Origin of the sequence: Bacillus sp. 7705b (genome assembly GCF_002289525.1) — a bacterium.
In the GTDB taxonomy this organism is placed as follows: domain Bacteria; phylum Bacillota; class Bacilli; order Bacillales; family Bacillaceae; genus Bacillus; species Bacillus halotolerans.
Window position 1 is genome coordinate 95,083 of record NZ_NSDH01000015.1, and the last position, 26,005, is coordinate 121,087.

Here is a 26,005-nt window from a genome sequence, read left to right on the forward strand (position 1 = left end):
ATATTCAAATAACAAGATATCCGCCTACACAAAAAAGGGCAGGTGTACATAGGATGCTCGCGTAGACCATAACAAAGGAGGCTGAATGTTCATGGGAGAAAAGTGCTTCAGCGGCGGTTTCGCTTTAATTGTCGTTTTGTTTATTCTGCTGATTATCGTAGGTGCCGCTTGGATTTGCTAGAACTAAAAATGAGCAGGTCCAATGCGCTGTTTTTTCCTTTTATCTGTCCTGTGTTACACTAAAGGCGGATTAAAAGGAGGAAGCATCTTGTACCCGAAAGCTTATATCGATTATCTCGTTGAATTTCACGCAACACGGGATTATTTTGAATGCCATGAAATACTAGAAGAATATTGGAAGGAAGATCCTCCGAACAAACGAAAAATACTTTGGGTCGGCTTTATCCAGCTTGCTGTTGCTTTGTATCATCACAGAAGACAGAATACAGCCGGGGCCAAAAGATTGCTGGCAAACAGCATACGGATTCTTCAAGCGAAAAAACAAGCGGTGGAAGATTTGGGGCTTGATCATACCCGTTTACTAAAGCTTATGCAGTCGGTTTACGAACAAATTGAACTGGGATCTTCCTATAAAAGCATCATGCTGCCAATTAAAGATGAGAGGCTGAAGGAAGCATGCCGCATTGAATGCAAGCGAAAAGCTTACACGTGGGGACAGCCCAGCACACTCACTGATAGATTTCTAATTCATAAACATCGTTTGCGGGATCGGACTGATGTCATCCGCGAACGCGAGAAAGAAATTGAACGAAGAAAAAAAAGCAGAGGCTGATAACAGCCTCTGCTTAATTATTGTATGAAATGTCTTGATCCTGCTGACCTTGACAGCGTTCGAAAAAGCTCTGCGTTAATTCATTCGGAACCAGTACCTGCGTTTTGAATAAATGCTTTAAAGCATCCATCATCTGTTTTCCGATTCCTTGATGGCGATGAGAAGGATTCACACTGATATGCCGGATTTCAACCTCGGAATCCTTTTTTTCAACTCCGATTGCTCCGACGATATCCTCGGCCTCTTTCCAAAGAAAGAGCTGGCGGTCTGTATCCGTTTCGTAGTCCTTAATTGTCTGCTGAAGCTGCTTAAGATCTTTTTCATTTGGCATAAATGAAAGAAGTCCCATCGCAATCTTTTCAAACGATTTTTTATAACGAATTAACATAAAAACCCCTCTATATCCTAAATGTCCAGTTCTATCAAACGGATAAGTATAGGTGATCCGTTTTCTCACATTATATCATTTTCGCCATATTTTTAAACTGTTTTCAGCAAATTATTCAAATGAACGGTTTAAATTTGCCATTTCTATGGCAGAAACAGCACAATCTACGCCCTTATTGCCCGCTTTTGTTCCAGCCCGTTCAATGGCCTGCTCAATGTTTTCCGTAGTGACAATTCCAAAGATCACAGGTACGCCTGTTGTGTTCGCTGCTTGCGCGATGCCTTTTGCAGCTTCGTTGCAGACGTAATCGTAATGAGTCGTCGCGCCTCTGATGACAGTGCCGAGTGTAATAACGGCGTCATATTTTTTTGTTTCCGCCATTTTTTTAGCAGCGAAAGGAATTTCAAATGCGCCCGGAACCCAAGCCACATCAATATCGTTTGTATCCACGCCGTGTCTGAGCAAAGCATCTTCTGCCCCGCTCAGCAGCTTGCTTGTAATAAAATCATTAAATCTTCCTACTACGATTCCGATTTTAAGACCTGTACCAACTAAATTTCCTTGTATGATATTCATATGATTCCCATCCTTTTTTGTGATTTTTGTTATTAGAAATGAAGTAAATGACCTAGTTTATTCATCTTTGTTTGCAAATATTTTTTGTTGTGCTCTTTGGCCTCCATTTGAAGTGGCACTCTTTCTGTAATGCTGAGACCATACCCTTCAAGTCCAGCAATTTTCCGCGGATTATTCGTCAAGAGCTTCATATTCCGCACGCCGAGATCGCGTAAAATTTGAGCACCAATGCCGTAATTGCGCAAATCAGGCAAAAAACCGAGCGCTTCATTAGCTTCTACGGTGTCATACCCTTCTTCCTGAAGCTTATAAGCTTTTAACTTATTGATCAGACCGATGCCCCGGCCTTCTTGGCGGAGATACAAAAGCACTCCCCGGCCTTCTGCGGCAATTTGCGTCAGTGCGGCGTGAAGCTGCGGGCCGCAGTCACAGCGATGAGACCCAAACACATCACCTGTGAGACACTCTGAATGAACCCGGACCAATACTGGTTCTTCATTAAACGGCACATCTCCCATCACAAATGCGACATGCTCTTTTCCGTCGATCTCATTTGTGTATCCGTACACCTTAAATGTTCCAAAATCAGTCGGCAAGGTAATATCGACTTCCCGCTCTACAAGTGTTGTCAAGTTGTAGCGGTACTCAATTAAATCTTTAATGGTGATCATTTTTAATTGATGCTTTTTCGCAATTTCTATCAGCTCAGGTACTCTTGCCATCGTTCCGTCTTCATTCATAATTTCGCAAATGACGCCTGCTCCCTGAGAACCGCAAGCTTCAGCAAGATCGACTGCCGCTTCTGTATGGCCCGCTCTTTTCAGAACACCTCCCTTTTTCGCAATCAGGGGAAAAATGTGCCCCGGACGCTGAAAATCTGCCGGCGCTGAACCGCTGTCCAGCAAAGCTTTGACAGTAAATGATCTTTCCTGTGCGCTGATTCCCGTTTTTGTCTTACGGTGGTCAATGCTTACTGTAAAAGCAGTGTGGTGGGAATCTGTATTGTGCTCAACCATAGGATGAAGATCGAGCCTGTCAGCGATTTCCTCACTGAGAGGCGTGCAAATCAGCCCTCTTCCGTGCGTCGCCATAAAGTTAATCACTTCAGGAGTCGCATGCTCCGCAAGAGCCACAAAGTCTCCTTCGTTTTCTCTGTCTTCATCATCCACAACAATGATGACTTCGCCTTTTTTTAAAGCGTCTAATGCCTCTTCTATCGGATGAAACATGCAAATCTTCCTCTCTAAAAGCCGTTTTCGCTTAAGAAGGCTTTTGTTATGGTTTGTTGGTTCTTATTTTCATTGGCTTTATGCAAAAATCGATACATATATTTTCCGATCATATCGCATTCGATATTCACTTTAGAGCCGATTGTTTTTTCTGAAAAAATCGTTTCGCTGATGGTGTGAGGGATTAAAGAAATCGTCACGGTATCATCTGTCAGCCCGAAGATGGTTAAACTGACGCCGTCCACGGTAATAGATCCCTTTAAAACCAACGTTTTTGTTAATGACGAATCCATTTTCAAATCATAGTAAACTGCGTTGCTTTTTTCTTCAATACGCGTGATTTCTGCGGTTCCGTCGACATGGCCTGAAACGAAATGGCCTCCAAAACGCCCGTTTGCCGCCATGGCTCTTTCCAGATTCACTTTGCTGCCTTTTGATAAATCGTTCAGCGACGTTGCTTTGACTGTTTCAGGCATGACATCAACTGTGAAGTGACTTTTCGTGAAATCAGTAACAGTCAGACAAATGCCATTTACTGCAATGCTGTCGCCCAAATGAACATCCTCTAATATTTTTGAGCATTTAATTGTTAAGGCCATAGAGGGGCCAGCTTTTTTCATGGATTCGATTGTGCCTGTTTCTTCTATAATTCCTGTAAACATGGTCACCATCCTACTCGTTTTTCGGTTTTGCCGTCAGTCTGATATCACGGCCAATTTGGGTTATATCTGTGAATTGTAATAAGGGGACATCTTTCATTGATTGAAAACCTTCACCGGAGATTAAGCTGGGAGCAAGCGTTCCTCCGATTAATTTAGGGGCAAAATAGTAGATGATCTCTTGAAAACAGCCTGCTTTGACGAAGCTTCCGTGAACAGCTGATCCGCCTTCCACATACACCGACATGATGCCTTCTTCCGCAAGGATTTTCAGTACATCGGAAATTGGTATACGATCTGTTTCCAGAGTAAATATTTTCACGCCAAAAGCAGAAAACCGTTTTTTCTTCTCCTCATCAGCACGTGTTGTTGTAAAAATCCAAGTCGGCGCTGCCTGATCGCAAATCACATTGGCGTCATCGGGAATCGAAAGTTCGGTATCAAGTATCACCCTGACCGGCTGTTTTGAAACATTCGGGAGCCTGCAGGTTAAGCTTGGATTGTCAGCCTTCACAGTGCCTGCTCCGACCAAAATGCTTTGATGTGATTTCCTGTATTGCTGAGCATCCTGTCTTGCAGCTTCTGATGTGATCCATTTGCTGTCACCTGTACTGGTCGCTGTTTTTCCGTCTAGGCTTGCGGCAGCTTTTAATGTGACGTAAGGGAGGCCTGTCCTCATGAAATGCAGAAATTTTTCATTCAGCTGTTCCGCCTGATCTGCCAGAATGCCTTCCTTTACTTCGATGCCGGCTTCTTCTATCATGCTGATTCCCCGTCCGGCCACAAGCGGGTTAGGATCTCTCATTGCGACAAATACTCTCTTTATCCCGGACTTGATAATCAGTTCGGCACAAGGCGGTGTTTTTCCGTAATGGCTGCATGGTTCAAGGGTGACATAAATATCAGCGTCTTTCACATGTGCGCCTGCCATATGAATAGCATGGACTTCCGCGTGAGCTTCACCGTATTTTAAATGGGCGCCCATCCCGACAATCTGTCCGTCCTTCACCACAACAGCGCCTACGAGCGGATTCGATTCGGTCTGTCCTTCACCCTGCTTCGCAAGACCCAACGCCAGTTTCATATAATACTCTTCCATCTGTTTTCCCCTCCCTTCTTTATTCATTTACCGTCAAAAAAGCCCCGAATTTAAGAAAAATTCGGGGCTTTAGGTATTTTACGCAATAGGAAATAACACTATGCATGTTGATACATTTTGCATAGCGGTTCTTCATCCTTCTCCCATCCAGACTTTCACTGTCGGCTTCAGCTTAAACTGAATCCACCGCGTACATATGTGCACACGGGTCACGGGCTCTAAAGCGCATGTCGCTTTACTACCGCCGGTCGGGATTTCCACCCTGCCCCGAAGGATACAATCTTTATTCATTTGTCCTTAATGGCTATTATAGCGATCCTTTCTTAAGTACGCAATGAAATAAACTTACAATTTGAGAAATCAAAAAAACACCCATCGTTCCGAAAGGTGTTTTTTCACTTAATCATTTACTTTTGCAACCTTGATTAAACCGTCGATCCGCTTTGATTTGCTGAAGTACGCCTTAATCTTATCGCCTTCTTTTATATCAGACAAATCTTGATTTAACTTTTTTCCGTTGAAGATGATCTTCGTGCCGTTTTCTGCTTCTCCATGATATTCGGTGCCGTCAATTTTTGTCACTTGATATTCCTCGATTGTATACTCTTCTTCTTCGGAGGACAAGGTTTGTCCAATCGCTGTCGGAACGTCTTTCAGTTCAACATCATTTATGTACATATACCCCCCTGCAAGTAAAACCAGTAGCACTAACAGAATGGTAATCTTGGTTTTTATTCTTCCCATTTTAAAAAACCTCCAGCCAATATGAATCTATTCATTCATATGAGTTATTCCTTTTTTTCATGAATAAAAAACCGTAAATTCTCGTAAATTATTAATATAACGATGCATAACGGGAATATGTTTCGCATTTCTGCAAAAATTTCTTTTCTATAGATATACGAATTTATGTTCTGGTTTTAGGGGATGCATGAGAAAAAGAATAAAAAAGCAGCTCCTTTTCAGGAAACTGCTTATACCTAGTTGGTTTTACGAATGTCGTTAAATGGGAAGAAAACAAACTTTGACGTACCCGCAATTTGTTTTTTCGTAAAGAGTCCAAGCCCGTTTCTGCTGTCCATTGAGTATCGGCGGTTATCACCCATAACAAAATATTTGTTATCAGGCACTTTGATCGGGCCGAAATCATCAGTTAGATGGTCATATCCATCTTCTTTTGCTTGCTTTTTATTTGCCTTCAAATAAGGCTCATCCACTTTTTTTCCATTGATATAAAGCTGGTCGTTTTTCATTTCGACTGTGTCTCCCGGCAAGCCGATCAGCCGCTTGACATAGTGGACATCATCCCCGTTTAGCACGATGATATCCCCTCTCTTAAACTCGCCTATGTACTTAACTGTCATATTGACAAATACCCTTTCATGGTCATGAAGGGTAGGCTCCATGGACTCACCGTCAACGACATACGGCGCAAAAATAAAATTGCGGATGAGTAATGCCAGAACAACTGCGATAATAATCGCTTTGGCCCATTCAAATATTGATTTTTTCTTAGAAACGGTTTCCGCTTTCAACTGAGTTCCTCCAATAAACAACGGTCTTCAATTTATGTTATCACGAATCGATAAGAAATCCCATTAGGACCATTGAAGAAAATTTTCACATCTATTTATTCTTCTGCCAGAATCAATTTGTTCCATTTCCTAATGAAATCGGGAGAAGAATCAATCAGCCTCCAAAGAACAAATCCAATATATTGCCGGCAGTTGAAGTTTCTTTATTATAAAACTCCGAATATCCGCATTTCTTACAGTAGACGACGAGAAAACGGTTATGCTGCACATCAAACAACTTTGACAATCCGGTTCCAGTTGTGGCAATTTCTTTTTGGCCAGCTTCAGTGCTTCCGCATTTTATACAGCCCTTGTTGTTCATCAAACGCAGCCCCTTTTCAAAAAAATGACATTGATATTATTTCATTTTACTACAAATGCCGTTTGGGATGAAGCATGTCAGCTTTAAAATTTGTTTAATTTTTCCCCGATGGGTGTATCTGACTTTAAGCTATTTCATACGGTCTCTAATATGTATGAAGATGAGAAGAGATAGGGATGATTTTCCCATTACGATGAATCATATTGAAGGGAACAGCGTAGGCAATGCATTTTCTATAAGCCCGCTGAACGTATCAAAAATCAGTGTTTTGGTTCCGTCGGATTGAATACAATTGTGATTGAACACTTATGATTTGAAACATAGCTATAGGATTTAACTCAAATCTCTCTATGCCTCCTCGTTCTACCTTAAAAACGTCTGTTTGTTAACTGTCACAACCAGATCAGGCTGTGAGCGAAAAGAAAAAGCTCCCTCATATCGGGGAGCTTTCTGCCTGCCTATTAGCCTTCTACGCGAACTTCTTTCATCACGTCACCGTTAGACATGTTTTTCGCGAATTCTAGACCGCTTGTTACTTTGCCAAATACAGTGTGAACACCGTTTAAATGAGGCTGCGGCTCATGGACGATGAAAAATTGGCTGCCGCCAGTATCTTTTCCTGCGTGTGCCATAGAGAGCGCGCCCGCTTCATGTGTGTGCGGGTTTCCTTCTGTTTCACATTTGATTGTGTATCCGGGACCGCCTGTGCCAGTACCGTGCGGGCATCCGCCTTGGCTGACGAAGCCTGGAATTACTCGGTGGAATGTAAGTCCGTCGTAAAATCCTTCGTTTGCAAGCTTTTCAAAGTTTGCAACTGTACCCGGTGCTGCTTCCGGATAAAGTTCAAATTCAATTTTGTTGCCGTCTTCTAATAAAAAGTAACCTGTTTTCAATTGTATGCCCACTTTCTTTATTTTAATTTTCAAAGGAGAAATTTATGTATCATCATTATGGCTTGTCTCTCCTTGTCGCGGCTATTATACCACACCTTTTTGGGGAAAACGACTCTCCCGGCTTTTCTCCAAAATAAAAATGAAACCTGAACCTCTCTATCTCCGTCTAACCTATCGGAACTGTATTTTTCATCATGATTCAGGTCCTCGCAAAGCAGCTTTAACTGCTGCTTGTGAAATGAAGGAGGTCAACTGCTTTGAAAAAAATATGGATTGGAATGCTGGCAGCGGCCGTTTTGCTGCTGACGATTCCGAAAGTCAGTCTCGCGGATGCCGCAGTCGGAGATGTCATCGTGACACTTGGTGCAAATTTGTCAGAATCAGATAAGCAAAAAGTGCTTGATGAAATGAATGTCCCTGATAATGCCACAACCGTGACCGTTACCAATAAGGAAGAACACGAATATTTAGGAAAATATATACCAAGCGCGCAAATTGGCTCAAGAGCGATTTCATCATCGTCTATTACCATTGCCAAAAAAGGCTCCGGATTAAATGTTGAGACACATAATATTAGCGGCATTACGGATGAAATGTATCTCAATGCCTTGATGACAGCCGGCGTTAAGGACGCGAAGGTTTATGTTACCGCTCCGTTTGAAGTGTCCGGTACTGCGGCTTTGACAGGCTTGATCAAAGCATATGAAGTTTCTTCTGACGAAGCGATTTCTGAAGACGTTAAGCAAGTCGCCAACCAAGAGCTTGTGACGACCTCAGAGCTTGGTGACAAAATCGGTGACGAAAATGCGGCTGCGCTGATTGCAAAAATAAAAGAAGAGTTTGCTAAAAACGGTGTGCCTGACAATAAAGCCGATATTGAGAAAAAAGTGGATGATGCGGCTTCCGATTTAAACGTCACACTGACAGACAGCCAAAAGGATCAGCTTGTATCCTTGTTCAATAAGATGAAAAATGTTGATATCGACTGGGGACAGGTCGGTGACCAGCTTGATAAAGCGAAAGATAAGATTAGTAAATTTTTAGACTCAGATGAAGGCAAGAACTTTATCCAGAAAGTCATTGATTTCTTCGTTTCCATCTGGAACGCGATTGTTTCTATATTCAAATAAAAAAGCGCCGAATTCCCGGCGCTTTTTTCATTGCTTCACACTCGTTTTAAATGGCAGATCCAGTTTTACAATATCCTCGTACGTTTCTCTTTTTACGACTAAATGAGCCTCTCCGTTTTCTACAAATACAACAGCAGGTCTTGGAATTCTATTATAATTATTGGCCATGCTGTAGCCATAAGCGCCTGTACAGAAAACAGCAAGCAGATCTCCTTCTTTTACTTCCGGCAGGTCAATATCCCAAATGAGCATATCTCCGCTTTCACAGCACTTGCCGGCAATCGATACCGTTTTATCGTGCGCTTCTCCGATACGGTTAGCTGTAGCGGCTTCATATTTTGCCTGATAGAGAGCCGGACGGATATTGTCGTTCATTCCTCCGTCAACAGCTACATACTGCCGGACACCCGGCACTTCTTTTTGGGAGCCGACTGTATAAAGTGTTGTGCCTGCGTCTCCTACAAGCGAGCGGCCCGGTTCGATCCAAATTTCAGGTATGTCAAATCCATAGCGGGCTGCATTTGTTTTTACAGCTTCGATAATTTTTTCTACATATTCAGTGGCATGAAGCGGTTCATCTTCTTCCGTATAACGAATGCCAAAACCGCCTCCAAGGTTCAGCACCTTTGAAACAAATGAGTAAGCTTCTCTCCATTCGTCAAGTTTTTTGAAGATTTTTTCTGCCGCTAGCACGAAACCGGCTGTATCAAAAATTTGCGAACCGATATGGCAATGAACACCCAGCAGCTGAATGTGTTCTGATTGTAAAACCTGTTCAATCGCCTGTTCAGTTTGTCCGTTATGAAGGTCAAAACCAAACTTTGAATCTTCCTGTCCCGTTGTAATGTAGTCATGTGTATGCGCCTCTACTCCGGGGGTAATCCGCAGGAGAACATCAATTGAGTGCCCAGTTTCTTTGCACAGGTCTTCAAGAATCGAGATTTCATAGAAATTATCAACCACAATGCAGCCGATACGGTGTTCAAGCGCCATTCGCAGCTCTTCCCTGCTTTTGTTATTTCCGTGAAAGTGAATGCGCTCCGCCGGAAATCCTGCTGCAACAGCTGTGTAAAGTTCTCCTCCAGACACGACATCTAAGGAAAGCCCTTCTTCCTCGGCAAGCTGAATCATCGCAACAGAAGAGAATGCCTTGCTCGCATAAGCGACCTGCGCTGTCAGCCCTGCAGTTATAAATGCCTGCTTAAAGCTTTTAGCACGCTCACGTATTAAAGCCACATCATATACGTAAAGAGGCGTGCCGTATGTTTCAGCTAAATAGAGAGCGTCCACACCTCCGATTTCCAAATGCCCATGTTGATTTTGTCTGCTAGTGCCGTGTAAGAACAATGTCATTCCCTCTTTCTCCGCTTATGGGTGAAAAGGACAGTTTTATGGACTGTCCTTTCATAATTAAGACATACATTATCATACTCTTCAGTCAGTTTCAATGCGATTATGAATTGGTAGGCTGTCTTAAGCGATTTCTTGGGTGAACAATGCTTGGTCTTACATTCGCACCAGGTTTCGCCGTGCGAATCAGCACCTGCCACAGCGCCTTTCCGTTAAACGGAATGAGTGGCCATAGGTATGGGGTTTGAAGGGATTTTATGCTGGCCATGGCAATAATCAGAACAGTAAATCCTATAACGAGCCCTTTTACATGAAAGAGTGCTACTAATATCATAAGTGTAAGACGGGCCATTTTATTTGCCAGGCTTAATTCATAGCTTGGCGTCGTAAAGGTTCCAATAGCGGCAAGCGAGACATACAGTATGACTTCAGGAGAGAACAGCCCCACATCAATGGCAATTTGCCCGATTAGAACCGCGGCAATTAATCCCATTGCGGTAGATAAAGCGGTCGGTGTGTGAATAGCCGCCATTCTGAGAAACTCAATTCCTAAATCAGCTAAGAAAATCTGCAGAATGATCGGGATGTGCATATCTTTATTCAACCCGATAAATTTTAGATTCTCTGGCAGCAGTTCCGGTTGAAGAACAAAGAGAAACCAGATGGGGAGAAATAAAGTAGAAGCAAGAATGCCGAAAAATCGTACCCATCTTAAAAAAGTTCCCACAGAAGGAGCCTGTCTGTATTCTTCAGCATGCTGAACATGATGGAATAAGGTTGTCGGCGTTATGATCACACTTGGCGATGTATCAACCATAATCACGACATGGCCTTCAAGTACGTGATTGGCCGCCACATCGGGCCTTTCTGTATAACGGACGAGCGGAAACGGATTGTAGCTTTGTTTGATAATAAACTCTTCGACTGTTTTGTCTGCCATTGTTAATCCGTCGACATCAATGGCAGCAATTTCTTTTTCCACGATGTCAACCAGATCCGGATCTGCAATGTCTTCGATATAACAAATGCTCAGATCCGTTTTTGAACGCTCGCCGACCTTTGTCATCTTGACGCGAAGGCGTTCGTCCCTGATCCGTCTTCTGAGAAGCGCGGTATTGACGACGATATTTTCAACAAATCCGTCTCTGGCGCCTCTGACCACCTTTTCCGTATCCGGTTCTTCCGGATTTCTTCCCGGATAGCTTCTGACATCAATGATAAAAGCAAATCCTGCATCTTCGACAATAACTGCAACTAACCCGGACAGCACCTGGTCGGTGGTTTCATCCAGCGTTTTTACTTTTTCGACCTGAGCGTTGAGCAGCCTGTTTTCAACGATATCGACCAGCTCTTCAGGGTCCTCTTTTCCTGTCCGGTTGTTAATCGCAACAAGCTCTCTCATTAAGTGAATGATAAAGGCAGTGTCACATAATCCATTCAAATAGTATAGCTGAACTTCTCTGTCTAAAATGGTAAGCTTGCGAACACCTACATCGTAGCTGATTCCCATTCCGACGCGATTTTTAAAATAAGCTTCATTTTTGTCTGGATTCCGATAAACCCGGATTTTCTCTTCCTGTTTGTCCGGCATGATACCCGCTCCTTTCTAAAATAAACTCGACCGCTTTCATGGTGATTGGCGACCCTTTCGATATATCGTCTTTCCTGCCCATTTTGCCGATATCCCCGATACCAACGATAAGCGGCAGATCAAGTTTATCAAGGCAATAGACCGTATCCCCGTTCATTCTGTGTTCATCGAATTCCCTCTCTCCGATTTTATCCACGCCGTATTCTGTTATCTCTCCATTGCGGTCAATGCTTACGTCAACCCTGGTCCATTCAGCCTGATGGGTTTTCGACGCTACCGCAATCACACCGAGCACTTCAATTGCCGGATGAGTGGCCACATAGGTCAGAGCGGTTTCTCCCGGTCCCTCTCCTTGAAGGCCGGAGTCGTCAAACATGACAAATACAGGGTCATATGGTGCTGATGTAATCAGCCTGACAAGCTCGGCGCCGCTGCGGGTGGAGGGATTTCCTTTTGATTGAGAAATACATCTCCCTCCAACTCTTCTTGCAGCGTATTCAATTGTTTTAGCAGCATACACATCTCCGTCTGTTACCAGTATGACCTTGCGTTTTGTCGTCATCTCGGCATTATCCTTTCGGTTTAAAAATAACAGCGACGATAAAGGCGAATAGAATGGCGGCTGAGATACCGGCAGATGTCAGCTCGAATATCCCCATACCGATTCCGATAAATCCGTGTATATGCGCTTGATGCATGGCACCGTGCAGAAGGCTGTGGCCAAAGCTGACAATCGGAACCGTGGCGCCTCCTCCAGCAAACTCAATAAATTTATCGTAAATGCCAAAACCATCTAAAATCGCCCCGATGACGACAAAGGATGTCATGACGTGGGCAGGCGTCAATTTAAATATGTCCAGCAGCAGCTGCCCGACAATACAAATGGCGCCTCCGCAAACAAAAGCCAAAAGATAGTCCACTTAAGATGCACCTCCTGCACGTTCAAATACAACCCCGTGTGCGATGGTCGGAATGGTTTGTTTTTGCTGGATCATAGTCGGGCTTAACAGCGCCCCGGTTGCTACTACAAACACACGGTTTAATTTTCCTTCTTTCAGCTGCTTGAAAATATGTGAGTAGGTTACAACCGCAGAACAAGCACAGCCGCTTCCTCCGGCAAATACCTGCTGATCCGGGGTGTAAATCAGAAGCCCGCAATCATCATGTTTTGTGCCGACCGGATATCCCTCTTCTTTCAAGATATCTTTGACAATAGGAGATCCGACGCCGGAAAGGTCTCCCGTCAGGATCAGATCGTAGTCGTCTGCTGTGCGGTTCATGTCTTGAAAGTGCTGTTTAATGGTATCAGCAGCAGCAGGAGCCATGGCTGATCCCATATCAAACGGGTCGGTAATTCCTAAGTCAGCCACCTTCCCTATAGTTGCACTTGTAATTTGAATATCACTCGGTGTCTGACTGATAACAACCGCACCGCTCCCAGTTACAGTAGATGTCGCAGTATCCGGTTTTTGCCCGCCGTATTCCGTCGGATAGCGGAACTGTCTTTCGGCCGTGGCATTGTGACTGCTTGTAGCAGCAATCGCCCGATTTGCAAATCCGCCGTCGACTAAGGCAGATGCAACAGCAACTGTTTCCATTGATGTTGAGCATGCGCCAAACATGCAAAGAAACGGGATTTTCAGATGCCTTGCCACATAGTTGGCTGTGACATTTTGATTCAACAGATCGCCTGCAAGCAAAAGATCAATATCATCTTTTTTCAAATTGTTTTTTTGCAGCACGGTATTGATGGCATCCTCCATTAGCTGCCTTTCAGCCATTTCCCAGCTTTTTTGATTACAGTGCATGTCGTCATAGGTTTTATCATATAAAGACCCGAGCGGACCGTCTTTTTCCTTAGGCCCTACTGCTGTTCCCGCTGCATTGACAAATAAGGGATGCTCAAACACCCAGGTTTGCTTTCCTGTTAATTTCATTTCTTTCTCCTCCTATGACATCAGTTTCTCAAAAGCAAACCGAATCATTCCGACGATGTAAGCAGCCACAACACCGAATACGATGACGTTTCCCGCCAGTTTAAACATGTTTGTCGCTACTCCCAATACTAAACCTTCGCTTTTATACTCAAGAGCCGCGCTTGCCATACTGTTGGCAAAGCCAGTGACAGGTACAGCTGATCCTGCGCCTGCAAACTGACCGATTCTGTCATAAATGCCGAATCCGGTGAGCAACGCTGACAATAGGATCAGCGTTGCCGCCGTAGGGTTTCCTGCTGTTTTTTCGTTAAAATCAAAAAAATGGATATAAAAATTCTGCAGACCTTGTCCGATCATGCAGATCAAACCGCCTACAAGAAAGGCTTTTACACAGTTCCATACGTAAGGCGGCTTTGGCTGATATGTTTTTACTTTTGATTTGTAGTTTTCTTTTATGTTTGTCATATTAAAACCTCCTTATGAATGATGAATAAAATACAGCCAATGAAATAAAGATCCCGCGATTTTTCCAATGACAATGGCCATTAATAAAATAATGATTTTACTTCTGAGGCCGATTCGTTTAGCCAAGATCGGCAGGACATTTAACACTTCTGTCAGCGCGGCTGCAAGCATCCCGACAAATACTCCGGCCAACAGCCCGACCGGCACGGCAATCCACTTTGATAAAAAGAGATGGTGCATATGAAGTGTTTCCCAGCCCCCGCAAACCGCACCGAGAATAACAGCCGCTTCATAAGCTTGAACAAATCTCATCGTTTTGGTGAGCTGCATCAGACGCGGAATGATTCCCATCACGGTTAAAAAAGCCACGAAACCTGCCCCGACTGTGATGCCTCCGCCGAGCCCGACAAAAATGATGAACAATACACTAACGATCATGCAGGTCCTTTATTGTTTCTTCATTTTCATGCATGGCCACATATTGATCGAGATCAAGCTGATAGTTAAACATTTCAACCTCCAGCGGGCTGGGCTCTTCATTAAGGCGCTTTTTAAAAATGTGGTTAAAAAACACAATCATCCCCAGTCCCAAACCGATGCTGTAAGGGATTTGAAGTAAATATGGATAGTCATTCCGCTCTCCGGTTATGATTTCATATAGCGCAATATGAACATCCCCCATGCTGACATCCTCATGGAAGTTCATGATGGCGAGGCACGATCCGATAAACAGCAGCAGCCAGACACCAATAAAAAGAACGGTTGATATGTGCCGTTTCTGATACTGAATTTCAACAATGGTTTCAGCTCCGCCCACAGTTTGAACATCAAGTGTGGGATCCTGCTGATAAATGGCTTTGAGCACTTTTATGATATCCAGAATTACGATATTTTTATCTTTTTCGCTCACCTGATACAGCGGCATAGCCGACAGTTTCTTTTTCAGCTGATGCTGCCCTTCTATTTGCGCGGCATCCCCGACCGTTATGATATCCCCCGGATGTGCCAAAACGCGGTGGCGAAGCCTGATAAATAGTCGTCGTTCCATCATTGATCACCATCTTTCGGTGGTTATATATGTAGTATGTGGTTCGATTTTGTTCTCATTCATCCGCTTGAAAAGACCATAAATTACCACACTTTTGCAAAACAAAAAGCCAGCCTGCAGTGACAGACTAGCTTTCCGTATGATCCATTTGAACCTTGATCTGTTTTAATATTTTCTTTTCAAGCCTGGATACCTGCACCTGAGATATCCCCAGTCGCTCAGCAACTTCTGACTGCGTCTGATCTTTATAATACCGAAGATAGACGATTAATTTTTCCCTTTCTTCTAAATCGCTTATGGCTTCTTTCAGCGCAATTTTATCAAACCATTTCTCTTCTGAGTTATCGGCGATTTGGTCAAGCAGGGTAATCGGATCTCCGTCATTTTCATAAACTGTCTCATGAATCGAAGACGGGGCTCTTACTGCCTCTTGGGCAAGCACGACATCCTCAGCTTCAATTTCCAAGTGTTCGGCGATTTCCTGTACGGTCGGCACCCTGCCCAGTGTTTTTGAAAGTTCATCTTTCGCTCGGCGGATTTTGTTGCCAAGCTCTTTTAATGATCTTGACACCTTGACAGTTCCGTCATCACGGATAAAACGCTGGATTTCGCCGATAATCATCGGCACTGCATATGTCGAGAAGCGCACATCATAGGTTAAATCAAATTTATCAACAGATTTTAACAGCCCGATGCAGCCAATCTGAAAGAGGTCATCAGGCTCATATCCTCTGTTTAAAAACCGCTGTACGACAGACCAAACAAGACGCATGTTTTTTTCTATGAGGAGGTCTCTTGCCTGCTGGTCGCCATCTTGGCTCTGTTTGATTAATTCTTTTACTTCATGGTCCTTCAGCTGAGCGTTCTTACCGTTTTTCTTAACCTCCACATCCATAACAAATCTCCTTAATTACAAAGCGCTTTGCTTTTTGATAAGTGCTTTGTTAAGCGAATCGTCGTTCCCATTTCGGGTGATGAATCGATACTGACATCATCCATGAAATTTTCCATAATGGTAAAGCCCATTCCAGAACGCTCCAGCTCAGGCTTTGTCGTGAATAAAGGCTGCCGGGCTTCTTCCAGATCTGTAATGCCGAGCCCTTCATCACGGATGGTCATATATACGACATGATCTTCCAGCGTCACCGAGATATATACTTTTCCGTCGCCATTTTCTTCGTACCCATGGATGATGGCATTCGTCACAGCTTCTGACACCACGGTTTTGATCTCGGTGAGTTCATCCATGGTCGGGTCAAGCTGTGCAATAAATGAAGCAACCGTCACACGCGCAAACGATTCATTTTGGCTGAGAGCGGAAAATTCAAGGTGCATTTCATTTTTCATGATGCCACCCCCAGCGTGAGCAGTGCCTGCTGCTCAGATTGTTCAAAACGAATAATTTTAAACAGGCCAGACATATCAAACAGCCGTTTCACTGCCGGAGAGATGGCGCAAACGACCATTTCCCCGCCAATTTGCTTAATTTGTTTGTATCTGCCTAAAATAACGCCAAGCCCCGAGCTGTCCATAAAGGAAAGGTCCTCCAGATTCAGCACGATATGACGAATATCATCCTTTTCCAATGATTCCGTTACTTTTTGTTTCAGCGTTTCAGCCGTATGGTGATCGAGTTCGCCTGTTAATCGAATACAAAGCACTGATTCTTTGACATGCATGTCAATTCCAAGGCTCATGCTCATTCCTCCTTGATATGATCGGATAATGAGTGTTTCGATTTCGCAGGAATGAATTCCTTCACCGTGACAAAACTAGTGATCATTCGGCATAATTACTTAAATTTTGTCCAATCTCCCATTGCCCTCTTTAAAAACGTTAAATATCCGGCTTTTTCCATATCATCTTTGGCGACGACAGGACTTTCAGCAAGCACTTTTCCGTCCTTTTTCAGCACCAGCGTGCCAAGCTCTTGGCCCTTTTGAACCGGAGCGCTTACATTGTTGTTCATTTTAATTTCTTTTTTCACATGTTTCATATCCTCGCCTTTTTTCGTCAATACAGAAATCTGCTCAGAAGTGGTGAGTTCTATCACTTTTTGTTTGCCTTTTTTGACCTTTGCTTTTGCTACCGTTTCATTTCGTTTGTATAAAGGATGTGTCTCATATTGGCTGAAAGCATAATCAAGCATCTTTGTGACTTGCGCATTTCTTTCCTTAGGTGTGCTTGCCCCGAACACAACGGCAATCGCCCGCATGTTCCCTTTTTTAGCCGAAGCGGTCAGGCAGTATTTCGCTTCTCCTGTATAGCCTGTTTTGACGCCGTCTACACCGGGATAAAATTTGATAAGCCTATTTGTATTCACTAACCAAAACTTTTTATCTGTGTTTTCACGTAAATAATCCTCATACGTACCTGTAAACTTGGTGATTGATTCATATTTCAATAATTCCTTAGCCATAATTGCCATGTCATAAGCCGAGCTGTAATGCCCTTCCTCAGTCAAGCCGGTCGGGTTTTTAAAGGATGTATCTTTTAAACCCAGCTCTTTCGCTTTTTTGTTCATTTTTTTCACAAATTCATCCTCGGAGCCTGAAATAAATTCAGCCATCGCTACGGATGCGTCATTTCCTGATGCAATCGCAATGCCCTTCAGCATTTCTGTAACTGTCATTTCCTCCCCGGGCTCAAGGAAAATCTGTGATCCGCCCATTGAAGCAGCATGTTCGCTCGTACGGACCTTATCACTCATCTTGATTTTTCCTTCGTCTAAGGCTTCCATGATTAAAAGCATCGTCATAATTTTTGTCATGCTTGCAGGCGCCAGTCTCTCACTGCTGTTCTTGTTGTAAAGCACTTTTCCAGTATCACGTTCAATCAGCACCGCAGACTTGGCTTCATGAGCAAGCTCCGATGTATGTTTTCCGTCTTGTTTTGCAAATGCGGACGGTGCAAATGTAAGCAGCATCATACCAATCAACAAAGTGGATAAAAGACGTTTCATCTCAAAAGCCCTCCATTTCATAATCCTTTTTATTTTTTCCAAGCTGAATGGTTTTATACACCACTGTTGGAAAATGTTTCGGGACTTTTTCGACATAAAAAAAGACAGCTGTTTCGATTAGAAACAGCTGTCTTCTTATTTTTTCTGAATTCCATTTTTATTCGTACTTAGCAACTACCGCTTTCACAAGCTGCAAGAATCCGGCTTTCACCTTTTCTGTCACTTCCATGACCTCATCGTGAGATAAAGGCTGATCCAAAATTCCGGCTGCTGCGTTCGAAATGCAGGAAATGCCGAGTACGCGGAGACCCGCATGGTTTGCCACAATCACTTCCGGTACGGTAGACATGCCGACTGCATCAGAACCCATTGTTCTTAAAAAGCGCACTTCCGCCGGTGTTTCGTAGGAAGGACCTGTCACAGCGGTATACACACCTTTTTGAATTGGAATGTTAAGGTCTTTCGCCATTTTTTCAGCCAGGCTGGAAAGATCTTTATCATAGGCTGAAGACATATCAGGAAATCTGGCGCCGAAATCTGCTTCGTTTGGCCCGATTAATGGGTTTGTCCCCATAAAGTTAATGTGATCTGTAATGATCATTAAGTCTCCCGCACGGAATTCAGTGTTTACGCCCCCTGCCGCATTTGTCACGATCAAAGCCTCGACTCCGAGCGCTTTCATGACGCGAACAGGAAAAGTGACTTTTTCCATTGAATAGCCTTCATAGAAATGAAAGCGGCCCTGCATGGCGATGACGGTAACTCCCTCAAGTGTGCCAAGCACAAGCTGTCCGGCGTGTCCCTCAACCGTTGATACCGGGAATTCCGGGATATCCTCATATTTCAGCTTAACAGGATTTTCGATTTCATCAGCCAAAATACCAAGACCTGAGCCTAAAATAAGGCCGATCTTTGGTGATTCAGGCAAGTTTTGTTGAATAAAAGCGGCTGCGCGTTCGATTCTGTCTTTCAAGAAACAATCCCCCTATTGTAATAAAGATAAAAAGCTTTTACCGTATTTCGGTTTTTTTGTTTGGAAGTTATCGGCGATGGTTGCGCCGATATCGGCAAATGTATCTGCGAGCGGCAGCATTTGCGCTTTCTCATGTTTTTTGCTGTATGCAAGAATCGGCACATACTCACGTGTATGGTCTGTTCCATGATGAATCGGATCATTGCCGTGATCGGCTGTAATGATTAACAGATCATCTTCTTTCATTTGTTCGAATACTTCCGGAAGACGAGCATCAAATTCTTCAAGCGCGCGTCCGTAGCCCTCCGGATCACGGCGATGGCCGTATAAGGCGTCAAAATCAACAAGGTTTGCAAAGCTCAGACCCGTAAAGTCTTCTCCGAGCGTGTCAACCACCTTGTCCATTCCATCCATATTGGATACCGTTCTGCGGGAAGACGTAATTCCTTCTCCATCATAAATATCAGAAATTTTTCCGATTGAAATGACATCTAAGCCACTGTCTTTCAATTCATTCATCACAGTGCGGTCAAACGGCTTAAGCGCATAGTCGTGGCGGTTTGGCGTCCGTTTGAAATGTCCCGGTTCGCCGACGAACGGCCGTGCGATAATACGGCCTACCATATATTTCGGATCAAGCGTCAGCTCTCTCGCCGTTTCACAAATGCGGTACAGTTCTTCAAGCGGAACAACTTCTTCGTGAGCGGCAATTTGCAGAACAGAGTCAGCTGAAGTGTACACAATTAAAGCGCCTGTCTCCATATGCTCTTTGCCGAGTTCATCCAAAATAGCTGTGCCAGAAGCCGGCTTGTTTCCAATAATTTTGCGGCCCGATCTTTTCTCAAGCTCCTGAAGCAGTTCATCAGGAAAGCCTTCAGGGAACACTTTAAACGGTTTATCAATGTATAAGCCCATGATCTCCCAATGGCCTGTCATTGTATCTTTGCCGTTTGACGCTTCTTGCATTTTTCCAAAGTACGCGAGCGGCTGTTCTGTTTTTTCAACGCCCTTGATATCACCAATAAGGCCAAGGCCGAGTTTTGCCATATTCGGCATATGTAATCCGTTCATGTGCTCGGCAATATGCCCGAGCGTATTGGCGCCTACGTCATTAAAGTCGGCGGCATCAGGCGCTTCGCCAATTCCGACTGAATCCATTACGATTAAAAACACGCGATTATATTTGTATGCAGGCATCATAAAAGCCTCCTTTTTTTCTATACGTCTATTGTATCGCCTAGAGGTCTGACAACTCAAGTATAAACCGTTTTCATTCCTGTTGACAATGCATTTGAAAATAATGAGAAACTTCATTATTTTCTGTCTGGCCTAAAGAAAAAAGCCGCAGGCTGCGGCTAGGCACGCGGATGGTACTGCTTGTACACATCCTTCAGCCTTGTTTTCGTCACATGCGTATAGATTTGCGTCGTAGATATATCCGCATGGCCGAGCATTTCCTGCACCGCTCTTAAATCAGCCCCGTTTTCAAGCAGATGCGTTGCAAAGGAATGCCTGAGTGTATGCGGGGTGAGCTCTTTTTTGATTCCGGCTTCGAGCGCGATTTTCTTCAGATTTTTCCAAAACCCCTGGCGGCTGATCTGCTTGCCGTGATGATTTAAAAAGAGTGCGTCAGACACTTTGTTCTTCAGCAGTTTCCCCCTGGCTTTCATCATATATTCTTCAATAGCAGAAGCAGCGGTTTCACCGATCGGCACAATCCGCTCTTTCCTTCCTTTTCCGAAGCAGCGGACAAATCCCATTGACAAATGGACATCTGTCGTTTTCAATTCAATCATTTCACTGACTCGGATACCTGTGGCATAGAGCAGCTCCAGCATCGCTTTATCCCGATAGCCAAAAGGACTCGTAAGCTTAGGCGTGTCCAACAGCCGCTCAACCTCGTTCAGCGCCAGCACCTTCGGAAGCGTCCGTTCTGTTTTTTGTGTTTCGATATGTACGGAAGGGTCTTTGTCCGTCACCTTTTCCCTAAGCAGAAATTGATGAAAAGAGCGAATCGATGCCAAATGCCGCGCTGATGTCTTTCCGGATTTCCCCGAGTCCTTCAAGTGCTTCAAATATTGGATAATATGTATACGGGTCACATCGTTCCAATTGTTGATATGAAGGGTTTCTGTTAAGTAAAGAGAATAGCTTTTCAAGTCACGCTCATAGGAGACCACCGTATTTTGAGAAAGCCCTCTCTCTACCATGACATAGTGGATGAAATCCTTTATTTGATCTTTCACTCTAGATCTACTCCCCATTTTGGTAAAAAAAGATTAACCGGTCAAACCATCCGCCTTTTTCTTCCGCATCCATTTCAACAACTTTTACGGCAGAGCCTTCCGGTTTATCGTACCGATGATAGTTTTCATACTCTTGATTTACCCATATCATAGCATAATAGAAGAGAGCGGTAAAACCTGTGAACAGAATAAAAACCTTCAATGTATCAACAGCCGTTTTCAGGAATCTTCCCATGTCCCAATCGATCCTTTCTCTATGGTTCCAGTTATTTAAACCATATGCCAAATCAGAAAGGAATTATACGTCGAAACAGCAAAAAACCCTTTCCCCAAGAGAAAAGGTTCGAGCCCGGCATCGTCTATTCAGTTTCTTTTCCGTTACAGCGGTGGCAAATGCCGTGAAACGTCAATCTATGATCTTTGATCTTAAATTTCCAATCACGTTCAATGACTTCTTCTACGTCTTCAAGCAAATCTTCTTCAATTTCATCAACGGCTCCGCACTCCATGCACACCAAGTGGTGATGAAAGTGAGCTGCCCCCTCCTTACGAAGATCGTAACGGGACACGCCGTCTCCAAAGTTAATTTTATCAACGACTTTTAATTCAGTTAGTAATTCAAGCGTACGGTATACTGTTGCGAGACCGATCTCAGGAGATTTCTCTTTTACGAGGAGGTATACATCTTCTGCGCTTAAATGGTCTTCTTCGTTTTCAAGCAGCACTCTTACTGTCGCTTCACGCTGAGGCGTAAGTTTGTAGCTGGATGAGTGCAGCTGTTTCTTAATTCGATCAATACGGTTTTCCATGTCTTTCCCTCCTACGCCGCATTCCATGACTCATTATAACAAAATAAGCGCGGAGTTCCAACTATAATTATTATAAACTGATAAATAAAATGATTTTCTTTTAATAATATTTTTAAAAAAGTCGCGATGTCAGCTTTTCCATCAAAACAGGCGACATGTATGCTTCAAAGAGAGACGAGATCAGCGCTAAAAATAAAATGATCAGGAGAACAACAGCATATCGCCCGAACCACTGGATCGGCGCATCATGCAGACTTCGTTTGACGAACAGCTGCCTGATCAGCTTTAAAGAAAATGCAATCGCACACGTGCCCATAATGAGGTAAGCCGGAATAAGCAGCACATTTTGCGGCAAAACCGAGACAAAGGATAAGAAAAAACCGCTGATTCCCATCTGGTTGACGAGAAATCCCACAGTAAATCCGACAACAATTCCTTTTAGAAAAATCATAATGAAAATGATCGGCATACCAATCACAGAAATGCCTAAAATCCACATCAGCCCTAAATACTTTACATTATGAAAAATGCTTTGCCAAAACATATCGGATGAGCTGGCCTGCTTTCCGTCTGATAGCTGTCCGAAAAATTGGCTTAAATAATAATATAAATCTTCTTTCTGACTGATCGTCATGCTGTTGACAATAATAGCGCCAAAAATCACACCCATGAAAAACAGGACAGACACAAATATATAAAGAGAGAGATGATCCTTTACATGCCCGAGAAACATGTCCTTATAAGAAATTTTCCGCATATCGTTTCCTCCCGCCCGCTCTATTGATTTGATTTAATAGATTGTATGAAAGAAACGAAAAAACATGCTCTTTTTCAAAAAGAAACGATAGAGATTGCTAGGCGGCTGTTTCGGGCATAAAAAAATCCCTATCATCAAAGGCATTATAATCATAAGGATTTTTGTGTATATGCTTTCTTTTATTCAATATGTCTTTTTTGCTTTTTGTCATTCTTTCATGGGTGCTGAAGGATGGAGAACTGCCTCTTGATAATAAGGCGTCCCGTCCGCTGTTTCTAAGCAGATGCTCCCGTTTTCTTTTCGCTCGGCTTTTTGCCATGCTGATCACTCCTTGTTTCATTTTGATTCATGATAGCAAATGGAACTTGTTATTAAAATGTTTTGAACCCGTCAGAAAAACCAGCACCTGTCGTGCCAGGTGCTGGTTTCATTTTAATGTTTGACCGCTGTAAGAGCTGCGCGTTCAACGGCGGCTGTCACTTCGTGATGGACCTTTGAATCCAGCGGCTGCGGAACCACATCGCCTGGCTTTGTGCAGGCTGCAATGGCCTCTGCTGCCGCCACAAGCATATCGTGATTGATCTCCTTGCTTTTGGCATTCAGTGCTCCTCTGAATATACCCGGGAAGCCAAGCACATTATTCACAGACCGCCCGTCAGCTGCATACGCTGCGCCGGCCTGCAAAGCAGCCTCAGGCTCAATTTCCGGCTTCGGATTGGATAATGCCAATATGACCTGGCCAGATCGTACGAATTCAGGTTTAATTAAACCAGGAACTCCTGTTGTGGCAATGACAATATCACATGTTCCCATTAACTCTTCGATGCTGTCAGCTGTCTGTCCGCCGTATTGCTCAAGACGACTCATCGCCGCCTCTGATTTGTCTGTACCGCATACAGCTTTGACGCCGTAAGCCATAAACATCCGGCAGATGGCTACGCCCGCTGCGCCGAGGCCGATCTGCCCCACTTTTGCTTCTTTCAAGTCAACGCCCGCGCTTTCACATGCCGAAATGGCAGCTGCCAGCGTGACGACAGCTGTCCCATGCTGATCATCGTGCATGACAGGGATATTGAGCTCCTCTTTTAGGCGATCTTCAATTTCGAAGCAATGCGGTGACCCGATATCCTCAAGCAGGATGCCGTTAAATCCTGGTGAAATATGTTTTACTGTATTGATGATTTCTTCAGGATCACTTGTATCCAGCAAAATCGGGATACCGCTGATCCCTGCCAGCTGATCAAACAACGCTGCCTTTCCTTCCATAACAGGCATTCCCGCCACAGAGCCGATGTTACCAAGGCCGAGAATCGCTGTTCCATCGGTTACAATTGCGACCGAGTTGCTGATTGTTGTGTAGATATCAGCCTTCTGAGGTTCTTTCTCGATCAGTCTGCAGACGTCTGCTACACCTGGGGTATAGACACGCCCGAGCTCTGCCAGCGAACGGATTGGCATTTTGCTTTTCATTTGGATTTTTCCGCCTTCATGAGCAGACAGGACTTCATCAGATACCGTGTGAAGCCTGATCCCTTCGCCAAGAGCCTGAACAGCCATGATCACTTCCTGAAGCTGTTCTTCATTTTCCACTTGTACAGTAATATTGCGCATCGTGTAATTGGGTCCGACTTTTACCGTCTCCACATCACCAATGTCTCCGCCCAGAAGGCCGATTGCTGTAGCCACTCTTCCGAGATTTCCGGGAACCGAAGGCGTTTCTATCATCAGTGTCCGAATCATGTGTTTCGCTATCATTCAGTGATCCTCCCCTTAGCCTAGTTTTTCAGCTTGAGCTGTATCGTTTTTCGTATACCATATACATTTTCCTGTATAACCATAGATAATGGCAAGACCTATTGCGACAAAACTGAGCCACATAAATGGCAGATAGGAGAAGGTAGAAACTCCTAAAATCCCGGCCATGTAAATGCCGTTATCAGACCAAGGGACCATACCTGAAGTCAAAGTTCCCCCGACCTCTGAATTACGGGATAGAACTCTTCTGTCCAGATGCAAACGGTCATAGCTGTCTTCCATAATCTTCGGTGTCAAAATAAGAGATACATACATGGCACACCCGAAGATGTTCGCCAAAAATGCTACAATCAGCGTAGATAATGTCACATTGCCTGCTGATGTTAATTTCTTTTCAAAAGTAGAGACAATCACTTTTAATACACCGAGTTTTTCAAGCAATCCGCCAAAGCCGAGACCAAAGATAATCACGACGAGAGAGTCAAGCATACCGACGATGCCTCCGCGGTTTAAGAGGCCGTTTAAAAACTCAACATCTGTTTTAATAGAGAAGCCGTTGTACGCAGTTGCAATCGCATCGGCGATATTCATGCCTTGGAAAATAGCAGCCCAAGCAGCCCCAAGCAATGCACCAATTACGATAACCGGCATAGAGGGCTTTTTCATCGCTAATAAGACGATTACGACAACAGCCGGAATCAGCATCCAAATATGAATGTCAAATGTATTCTGCAATGAAGATTTCAAAAATTCAACTTTGTCGAGATCAATATTTTTCCCGCCGTACATAAATCCAACAGCTGTAAAGAGAATAGCCGTAATCACATATGCTGGTATTGATAAATAAAGCATCGCTCTGACGTGAGCCAATACATCCACTTTTGATAATGAAGAAGCCAGGACTGTACTGTCAGACAGAGGAGACAGCTTGTCCCCGAAGTAAGCTCCGGAAAGAATGGCTCCAGCTACAAGAGGAAGCGGGATTCCGAGGCCTTCACCAATTGCGATCATGGCGATGCCGGCTGTTCCTACTGTTCCCCATGACGTTCCTGTTGCCACAGACATAATAGAACAAATAATTAATGTTGCGAGTAAAAAGATACTAGGATGAATAAATTCTAATCCATAATAAATCAAGGTCGGCACGACGCCTCCGGCAATCCATGTTCCAATGAGCGCTCCGACTGAAACGAGAATCAGAACAGCTTCAAGACCATTAGATATCCCATGAACAATCGCGTTTTGCAGATCTTTATATGAATAACCCAGTCTGATTCCGAGAATCATTGCAATAAACCAAGAAACAAAAAGCGCTAGCTGTATTGGCAAGTCTAAAAAGACTGTAAACGACAGAACAAGTGCTAAAAATGCTCCTAGTACGATAATAATTTCAAATAGTGTTGGCAATCTTACATCCTTCAAAAGAAGTCCCCCTTAATGAAAAAGCTA

33 protein-coding genes and 1 riboswitch are annotated in these 26,005 nt (G+C 43.8%); of the genes, 3 read left to right on the forward strand and 30 right to left on the reverse strand.

The features are described 5' to 3' along the window. Positions 1-91 precede the first annotated feature (91 nt). Positions 92-181 (forward strand): YjcZ family sporulation protein, encoded by a 90-nt coding sequence (locus CJU60_RS05675; protein ID WP_024121909.1) that lies wholly within the window; start codon positions 92-94, stop codon positions 179-181. A gap of 87 nt (positions 182-268) precedes the next feature. Beyond that, positions 269-793 carry a DUF309 domain-containing protein gene (locus tag CJU60_RS05680; RefSeq protein WP_095713208.1) on the forward strand — a complete coding sequence of 175 codons (525 nt, stop codon included), beginning with the start codon at positions 269-271 and terminating at the stop codon, positions 791-793. A gap of 13 nt (positions 794-806) precedes the next feature. Here the strand turns inward: CJU60_RS05680 and ribT are convergent, their stop codons facing one another. The 9 genes from ribT to CJU60_RS05725 form a co-directional block, all read right to left on the reverse strand. Next, on the reverse strand, positions 807-1,181 hold the full coding sequence (gene ribT / locus CJU60_RS05685; protein WP_095713209.1) for a GNAT family N-acetyltransferase RibT: 375 nt from the start codon (positions 1,179-1,181) through the stop codon (positions 807-809). 111 nt (positions 1,182-1,292) lie between these two features. After that, positions 1,293-1,757: a 6,7-dimethyl-8-ribityllumazine synthase gene (gene ribH, locus CJU60_RS05690; protein WP_024121911.1), complete on the reverse strand. Its 465-nt coding sequence runs from the start codon at positions 1,755-1,757 to the stop codon at positions 1,293-1,295. 32 nt (positions 1,758-1,789) lie between these two features. Continuing rightward, positions 1,790-2,986, reverse strand: a complete 1,197-nt coding sequence (locus CJU60_RS05695; protein WP_095713210.1) for a bifunctional 3,4-dihydroxy-2-butanone-4-phosphate synthase/GTP cyclohydrolase II — start codon at positions 2,984-2,986, stop codon at positions 1,790-1,792. Positions 2,987-3,000: 14 nt separating this feature from the next. Beyond that, positions 3,001-3,648: a riboflavin synthase subunit alpha gene (ribE, locus tag CJU60_RS05700; RefSeq protein WP_024121913.1), complete on the reverse strand. Its 648-nt coding sequence runs from the start codon at positions 3,646-3,648 to the stop codon at positions 3,001-3,003. A gap of 10 nt (positions 3,649-3,658) precedes the next feature. Beyond that, positions 3,659-4,744: a bifunctional diaminohydroxyphosphoribosylaminopyrimidine deaminase/5-amino-6-(5-phosphoribosylamino)uracil reductase RibD gene (gene ribD / locus CJU60_RS05705; RefSeq protein WP_095713211.1), complete on the reverse strand. Its 1,086-nt coding sequence runs from the start codon at positions 4,742-4,744 to the stop codon at positions 3,659-3,661. Between the two features lie 131 nt (positions 4,745-4,875). Then, a riboswitch (FMN riboswitch) is annotated at positions 4,876-5,023 on the reverse strand. Positions 5,024-5,143: 120 nt separating this feature from the next. Continuing rightward, positions 5,144-5,488 (reverse strand): hypothetical protein, encoded by a 345-nt coding sequence (locus CJU60_RS05710; RefSeq protein ID WP_024121915.1) that lies wholly within the window; start codon positions 5,486-5,488, stop codon positions 5,144-5,146. Between the two features lie 236 nt (positions 5,489-5,724). Continuing rightward, the gene (gene sipS / locus CJU60_RS05715; protein WP_095713212.1) at positions 5,725-6,279 is read right to left on the reverse strand and encodes a signal peptidase I sipS; all 555 of its coding nucleotides are present in this window, start codon (positions 6,277-6,279) and stop codon (positions 5,725-5,727) included. Positions 6,280-6,433: 154 nt separating this feature from the next. Next, on the reverse strand, positions 6,434-6,640 hold the full coding sequence (locus tag CJU60_RS05720; RefSeq protein WP_010334793.1) for a zinc ribbon domain-containing protein: 207 nt from the start codon (positions 6,638-6,640) through the stop codon (positions 6,434-6,436). Positions 6,641-7,101: 461 nt separating this feature from the next. Continuing rightward, complete coding sequence (locus tag CJU60_RS05725; RefSeq protein WP_003223931.1) at positions 7,102-7,533, reverse strand: peptidylprolyl isomerase; 432 nt, start codon at positions 7,531-7,533, stop codon at positions 7,102-7,104. 257 nt (positions 7,534-7,790) lie between these two features. On the opposite strand from CJU60_RS05725, the gene CJU60_RS05730 reads away from it, so the two are divergent. Next, the gene (locus CJU60_RS05730; RefSeq protein ID WP_059336647.1) at positions 7,791-8,663 is read left to right on the forward strand and encodes a DUF1002 domain-containing protein; all 873 of its coding nucleotides are present in this window, start codon (positions 7,791-7,793) and stop codon (positions 8,661-8,663) included. A gap of 27 nt (positions 8,664-8,690) precedes the next feature. Here CJU60_RS05730 and lysA read toward each other — a convergent pair whose 3' ends face one another. The 21 genes from lysA to mleN all read right to left on the reverse strand — a co-directional run bounded on the left by lysA (position 8,691) and on the right by mleN (position 25,978). Then, on the reverse strand, positions 8,691-10,010 hold the full coding sequence (lysA, locus tag CJU60_RS05735) for a diaminopimelate decarboxylase (protein WP_095713303.1): 1,320 nt from the start codon (positions 10,008-10,010) through the stop codon (positions 8,691-8,693). A 106-nt stretch (positions 10,011-10,116) separates the two neighbouring features. Next, the gene (spoVAF, locus tag CJU60_RS05740) at positions 10,117-11,604 is read right to left on the reverse strand and encodes a spore germination protein SpoVAF (protein ID WP_024121919.1); all 1,488 of its coding nucleotides are present in this window, start codon (positions 11,602-11,604) and stop codon (positions 10,117-10,119) included. Continuing rightward, entirely contained in the window at positions 11,549-12,166 is a 618-nt protein-coding gene (spoVAEA, locus tag CJU60_RS05745) for a stage V sporulation protein SpoVABEA (RefSeq protein WP_095713213.1), read from the reverse strand. Before spoVAEA ends, spoVAF begins: the two co-directional genes overlap by 56 nt. 7 nt (positions 12,167-12,173) lie before the next feature. Next, positions 12,174-12,524, reverse strand: a complete 351-nt coding sequence (spoVAE, locus tag CJU60_RS05750; RefSeq protein ID WP_003230467.1) for a stage V sporulation protein AE — start codon at positions 12,522-12,524, stop codon at positions 12,174-12,176. After that, positions 12,525-13,541, reverse strand: a complete 1,017-nt coding sequence (gene spoVAD, locus CJU60_RS05755; protein ID WP_024121921.1) for a stage V sporulation protein AD — start codon at positions 13,539-13,541, stop codon at positions 12,525-12,527. Positions 13,542-13,553: 12 nt separating this feature from the next. After that, positions 13,554-14,006 carry a stage V sporulation protein AC gene (gene spoVAC / locus CJU60_RS05760; RefSeq protein ID WP_024121922.1) on the reverse strand — a complete coding sequence of 151 codons (453 nt, stop codon included), beginning with the start codon at positions 14,004-14,006 and terminating at the stop codon, positions 13,554-13,556. Between the two features lie 12 nt (positions 14,007-14,018). Next, entirely contained in the window at positions 14,019-14,444 is a 426-nt protein-coding gene (spoVAB, locus tag CJU60_RS05765; protein WP_024121923.1) for a stage V sporulation protein SpoVAB, read from the reverse strand. Beyond that, positions 14,434-15,054, reverse strand: a complete 621-nt coding sequence (gene spoVAA, locus CJU60_RS05770; RefSeq protein WP_044154790.1) for a stage V sporulation protein SpoVAA — start codon at positions 15,052-15,054, stop codon at positions 14,434-14,436. The genes spoVAB and spoVAA overlap by 11 nt, the downstream gene beginning before the upstream one ends. Positions 15,055-15,181: 127 nt before the next feature. Beyond that, complete coding sequence (gene sigF / locus CJU60_RS05775; protein WP_024121925.1) at positions 15,182-15,949, reverse strand: RNA polymerase sporulation sigma factor SigF; 768 nt, start codon at positions 15,947-15,949, stop codon at positions 15,182-15,184. 11 nt (positions 15,950-15,960) lie between these two features. After that, complete coding sequence (spoIIAB, locus tag CJU60_RS05780; RefSeq protein WP_010334803.1) at positions 15,961-16,401, reverse strand: anti-sigma F factor; 441 nt, start codon at positions 16,399-16,401, stop codon at positions 15,961-15,963. Then, the gene (gene spoIIAA, locus CJU60_RS05785; protein WP_010334804.1) at positions 16,398-16,751 is read right to left on the reverse strand and encodes an anti-sigma F factor antagonist; all 354 of its coding nucleotides are present in this window, start codon (positions 16,749-16,751) and stop codon (positions 16,398-16,400) included. The genes spoIIAB and spoIIAA overlap by 4 nt, the downstream gene beginning before the upstream one ends. A 95-nt stretch (positions 16,752-16,846) precedes the next feature. Next, a complete protein-coding gene (locus tag CJU60_RS05790) occupies positions 16,847-18,016 on the reverse strand; it encodes a D-alanyl-D-alanine carboxypeptidase family protein (RefSeq protein ID WP_095713214.1) in 1,170 nt (389 codons plus the stop codon). Positions 18,017-18,173: 157 nt separating this feature from the next. Next, a complete protein-coding gene (locus tag CJU60_RS05795; protein ID WP_024121928.1) occupies positions 18,174-18,989 on the reverse strand; it encodes a purine nucleoside phosphorylase I, inosine and guanosine-specific in 816 nt (271 codons plus the stop codon). A 12-nt stretch (positions 18,990-19,001) separates the two neighbouring features. Next, positions 19,002-20,186 carry a phosphopentomutase gene (deoB, locus tag CJU60_RS05800; protein WP_024121929.1) on the reverse strand — a complete coding sequence of 395 codons (1,185 nt, stop codon included), beginning with the start codon at positions 20,184-20,186 and terminating at the stop codon, positions 19,002-19,004. A gap of 158 nt (positions 20,187-20,344) precedes the next feature. Next, positions 20,345-21,235 carry a site-specific tyrosine recombinase XerD gene (gene xerD, locus CJU60_RS05805; protein ID WP_095713215.1) on the reverse strand — a complete coding sequence of 297 codons (891 nt, stop codon included), beginning with the start codon at positions 21,233-21,235 and terminating at the stop codon, positions 20,345-20,347. A gap of 7 nt (positions 21,236-21,242) precedes the next feature. Continuing rightward, positions 21,243-21,470: a YqzK family protein gene (locus tag CJU60_RS05810; RefSeq protein ID WP_010334808.1), complete on the reverse strand. Its 228-nt coding sequence runs from the start codon at positions 21,468-21,470 to the stop codon at positions 21,243-21,245. A 124-nt stretch (positions 21,471-21,594) separates the two neighbouring features. Beyond that, the gene (gene fur, locus CJU60_RS05815; protein ID WP_024121932.1) at positions 21,595-22,044 is read right to left on the reverse strand and encodes a ferric iron uptake transcriptional regulator; all 450 of its coding nucleotides are present in this window, start codon (positions 22,042-22,044) and stop codon (positions 21,595-21,597) included. Positions 22,045-22,156: 112 nt separating this feature from the next. Then, positions 22,157-22,801, reverse strand: a complete 645-nt coding sequence (spoIIM, locus tag CJU60_RS05820; protein WP_024121933.1) for a stage II sporulation protein M — start codon at positions 22,799-22,801, stop codon at positions 22,157-22,159. 97 nt (positions 22,802-22,898) lie between these two features. After that, positions 22,899-23,120, reverse strand: coding sequence for a hypothetical protein (locus tag CJU60_RS05825; RefSeq protein ID WP_095713216.1), 222 nt, complete (start codon positions 23,118-23,120; stop codon positions 22,899-22,901). A gap of 113 nt (positions 23,121-23,233) precedes the next feature. Next, entirely contained in the window at positions 23,234-24,556 is a 1,323-nt protein-coding gene (locus CJU60_RS05830) for an NAD-dependent malic enzyme (protein WP_095713217.1), read from the reverse strand. Between the two features lie 15 nt (positions 24,557-24,571). Next, positions 24,572-25,978: a malate-H+/Na+-lactate antiporter MleN gene (gene mleN / locus CJU60_RS05835; protein WP_024121936.1), complete on the reverse strand. Its 1,407-nt coding sequence runs from the start codon at positions 25,976-25,978 to the stop codon at positions 24,572-24,574. Between the last annotated feature and the right edge of the window lie 27 nt (positions 25,979-26,005).

What these genes read in the sequence shown, in the direction of transcription:
- CJU60_RS05675 (WP_024121909.1), top strand. Translation starts at nt 92, where the DNA reads ATGGGAGAAAAGTGCTTCAGCGGCGGTTTCGCTTTAATTGTCGTTTTG.
- ribT (WP_095713209.1), bottom strand. Translation starts at nt 1,181, where the DNA reads ATGTTAATTCGTTATAAAAAATCGTTTGAAAAGATTGCGATGGGACTT.
- ribH (WP_024121911.1), bottom strand. Translation starts at nt 1,757, where the DNA reads ATGAATATCATACAAGGAAATTTAGTTGGTACAGGTCTTAAAATCGGA.
- CJU60_RS05695 (WP_095713210.1), bottom strand. Translation starts at nt 2,986, where the DNA reads ATGTTTCATCCGATAGAAGAGGCATTAGACGCTTTAAAAAAAGGCGAA.
- ribE (WP_024121913.1), bottom strand. Translation starts at nt 3,648, where the DNA reads ATGTTTACAGGAATTATAGAAGAAACAGGCACAATCGAATCCATGAAA.
- ribD (WP_095713211.1), bottom strand. Translation starts at nt 4,744, where the DNA reads ATGGAAGAGTATTATATGAAACTGGCGTTGGGTCTTGCGAAGCAGGGT.
- CJU60_RS05710 (WP_024121915.1), bottom strand. Translation starts at nt 5,488, where the DNA reads ATGGGAAGAATAAAAACCAAGATTACCATTCTGTTAGTGCTACTGGTT.
- CJU60_RS05720 (WP_010334793.1), bottom strand. Translation starts at nt 6,640, where the DNA reads ATGAACAACAAGGGCTGTATAAAATGCGGAAGCACTGAAGCTGGCCAA.
- spoVAF (WP_024121919.1), bottom strand. Translation starts at nt 11,604, where the DNA reads ATGCCGGACAAACAGGAAGAGAAAATCCGGGTTTATCGGAATCCAGAC.
- spoVAEA (WP_095713213.1), bottom strand. Translation starts at nt 12,166, where the DNA reads ATGACGACAAAACGCAAGGTCATACTGGTAACAGACGGAGATGTGTAT.
- spoVAD (WP_024121921.1), bottom strand. Translation starts at nt 13,541, where the DNA reads ATGAAATTAACAGGAAAGCAAACCTGGGTGTTTGAGCATCCCTTATTT.
- spoVAC (WP_024121922.1), bottom strand. Translation starts at nt 14,006, where the DNA reads ATGACAAACATAAAAGAAAACTACAAATCAAAAGTAAAAACATATCAG.
- spoVAB (WP_024121923.1), bottom strand. Translation starts at nt 14,444, where the DNA reads ATGATCGTTAGTGTATTGTTCATCATTTTTGTCGGGCTCGGCGGAGGC.
- spoVAA (WP_044154790.1), bottom strand. Translation starts at nt 15,054, where the DNA reads ATGGAACGACGACTATTTATCAGGCTTCGCCACCGCGTTTTGGCACAT.
- sigF (WP_024121925.1), bottom strand. Translation starts at nt 15,949, where the DNA reads ATGGATGTGGAGGTTAAGAAAAACGGTAAGAACGCTCAGCTGAAGGAC.
- spoIIAB (WP_010334803.1), bottom strand. Translation starts at nt 16,401, where the DNA reads ATGAAAAATGAAATGCACCTTGAATTTTCCGCTCTCAGCCAAAATGAA.
- spoIIAA (WP_010334804.1), bottom strand. Translation starts at nt 16,751, where the DNA reads ATGAGCCTTGGAATTGACATGCATGTCAAAGAATCAGTGCTTTGTATT.
- CJU60_RS05790 (WP_095713214.1), bottom strand. Translation starts at nt 18,016, where the DNA reads ATGAAACGTCTTTTATCCACTTTGTTGATTGGTATGATGCTGCTTACA.
- deoB (WP_024121929.1), bottom strand. Translation starts at nt 20,186, where the DNA reads ATGCCTGCATACAAATATAATCGCGTGTTTTTAATCGTAATGGATTCA.
- CJU60_RS05810 (WP_010334808.1), bottom strand. Translation starts at nt 21,470, where the DNA reads ATGGGAAGATTCCTGAAAACGGCTGTTGATACATTGAAGGTTTTTATT.
- fur (WP_024121932.1), bottom strand. Translation starts at nt 22,044, where the DNA reads ATGGAAAACCGTATTGATCGAATTAAGAAACAGCTGCACTCATCCAGC.
- spoIIM (WP_024121933.1), bottom strand. Translation starts at nt 22,801, where the DNA reads ATGCGGAAAATTTCTTATAAGGACATGTTTCTCGGGCATGTAAAGGAT.
- CJU60_RS05825 (WP_095713216.1), bottom strand. Translation starts at nt 23,120, where the DNA reads ATGGCAAAAAGCCGAGCGAAAAGAAAACGGGAGCATCTGCTTAGAAAC.
- CJU60_RS05830 (WP_095713217.1), bottom strand. Translation starts at nt 24,556, where the DNA reads ATGATAGCGAAACACATGATTCGGACACTGATGATAGAAACGCCTTCG.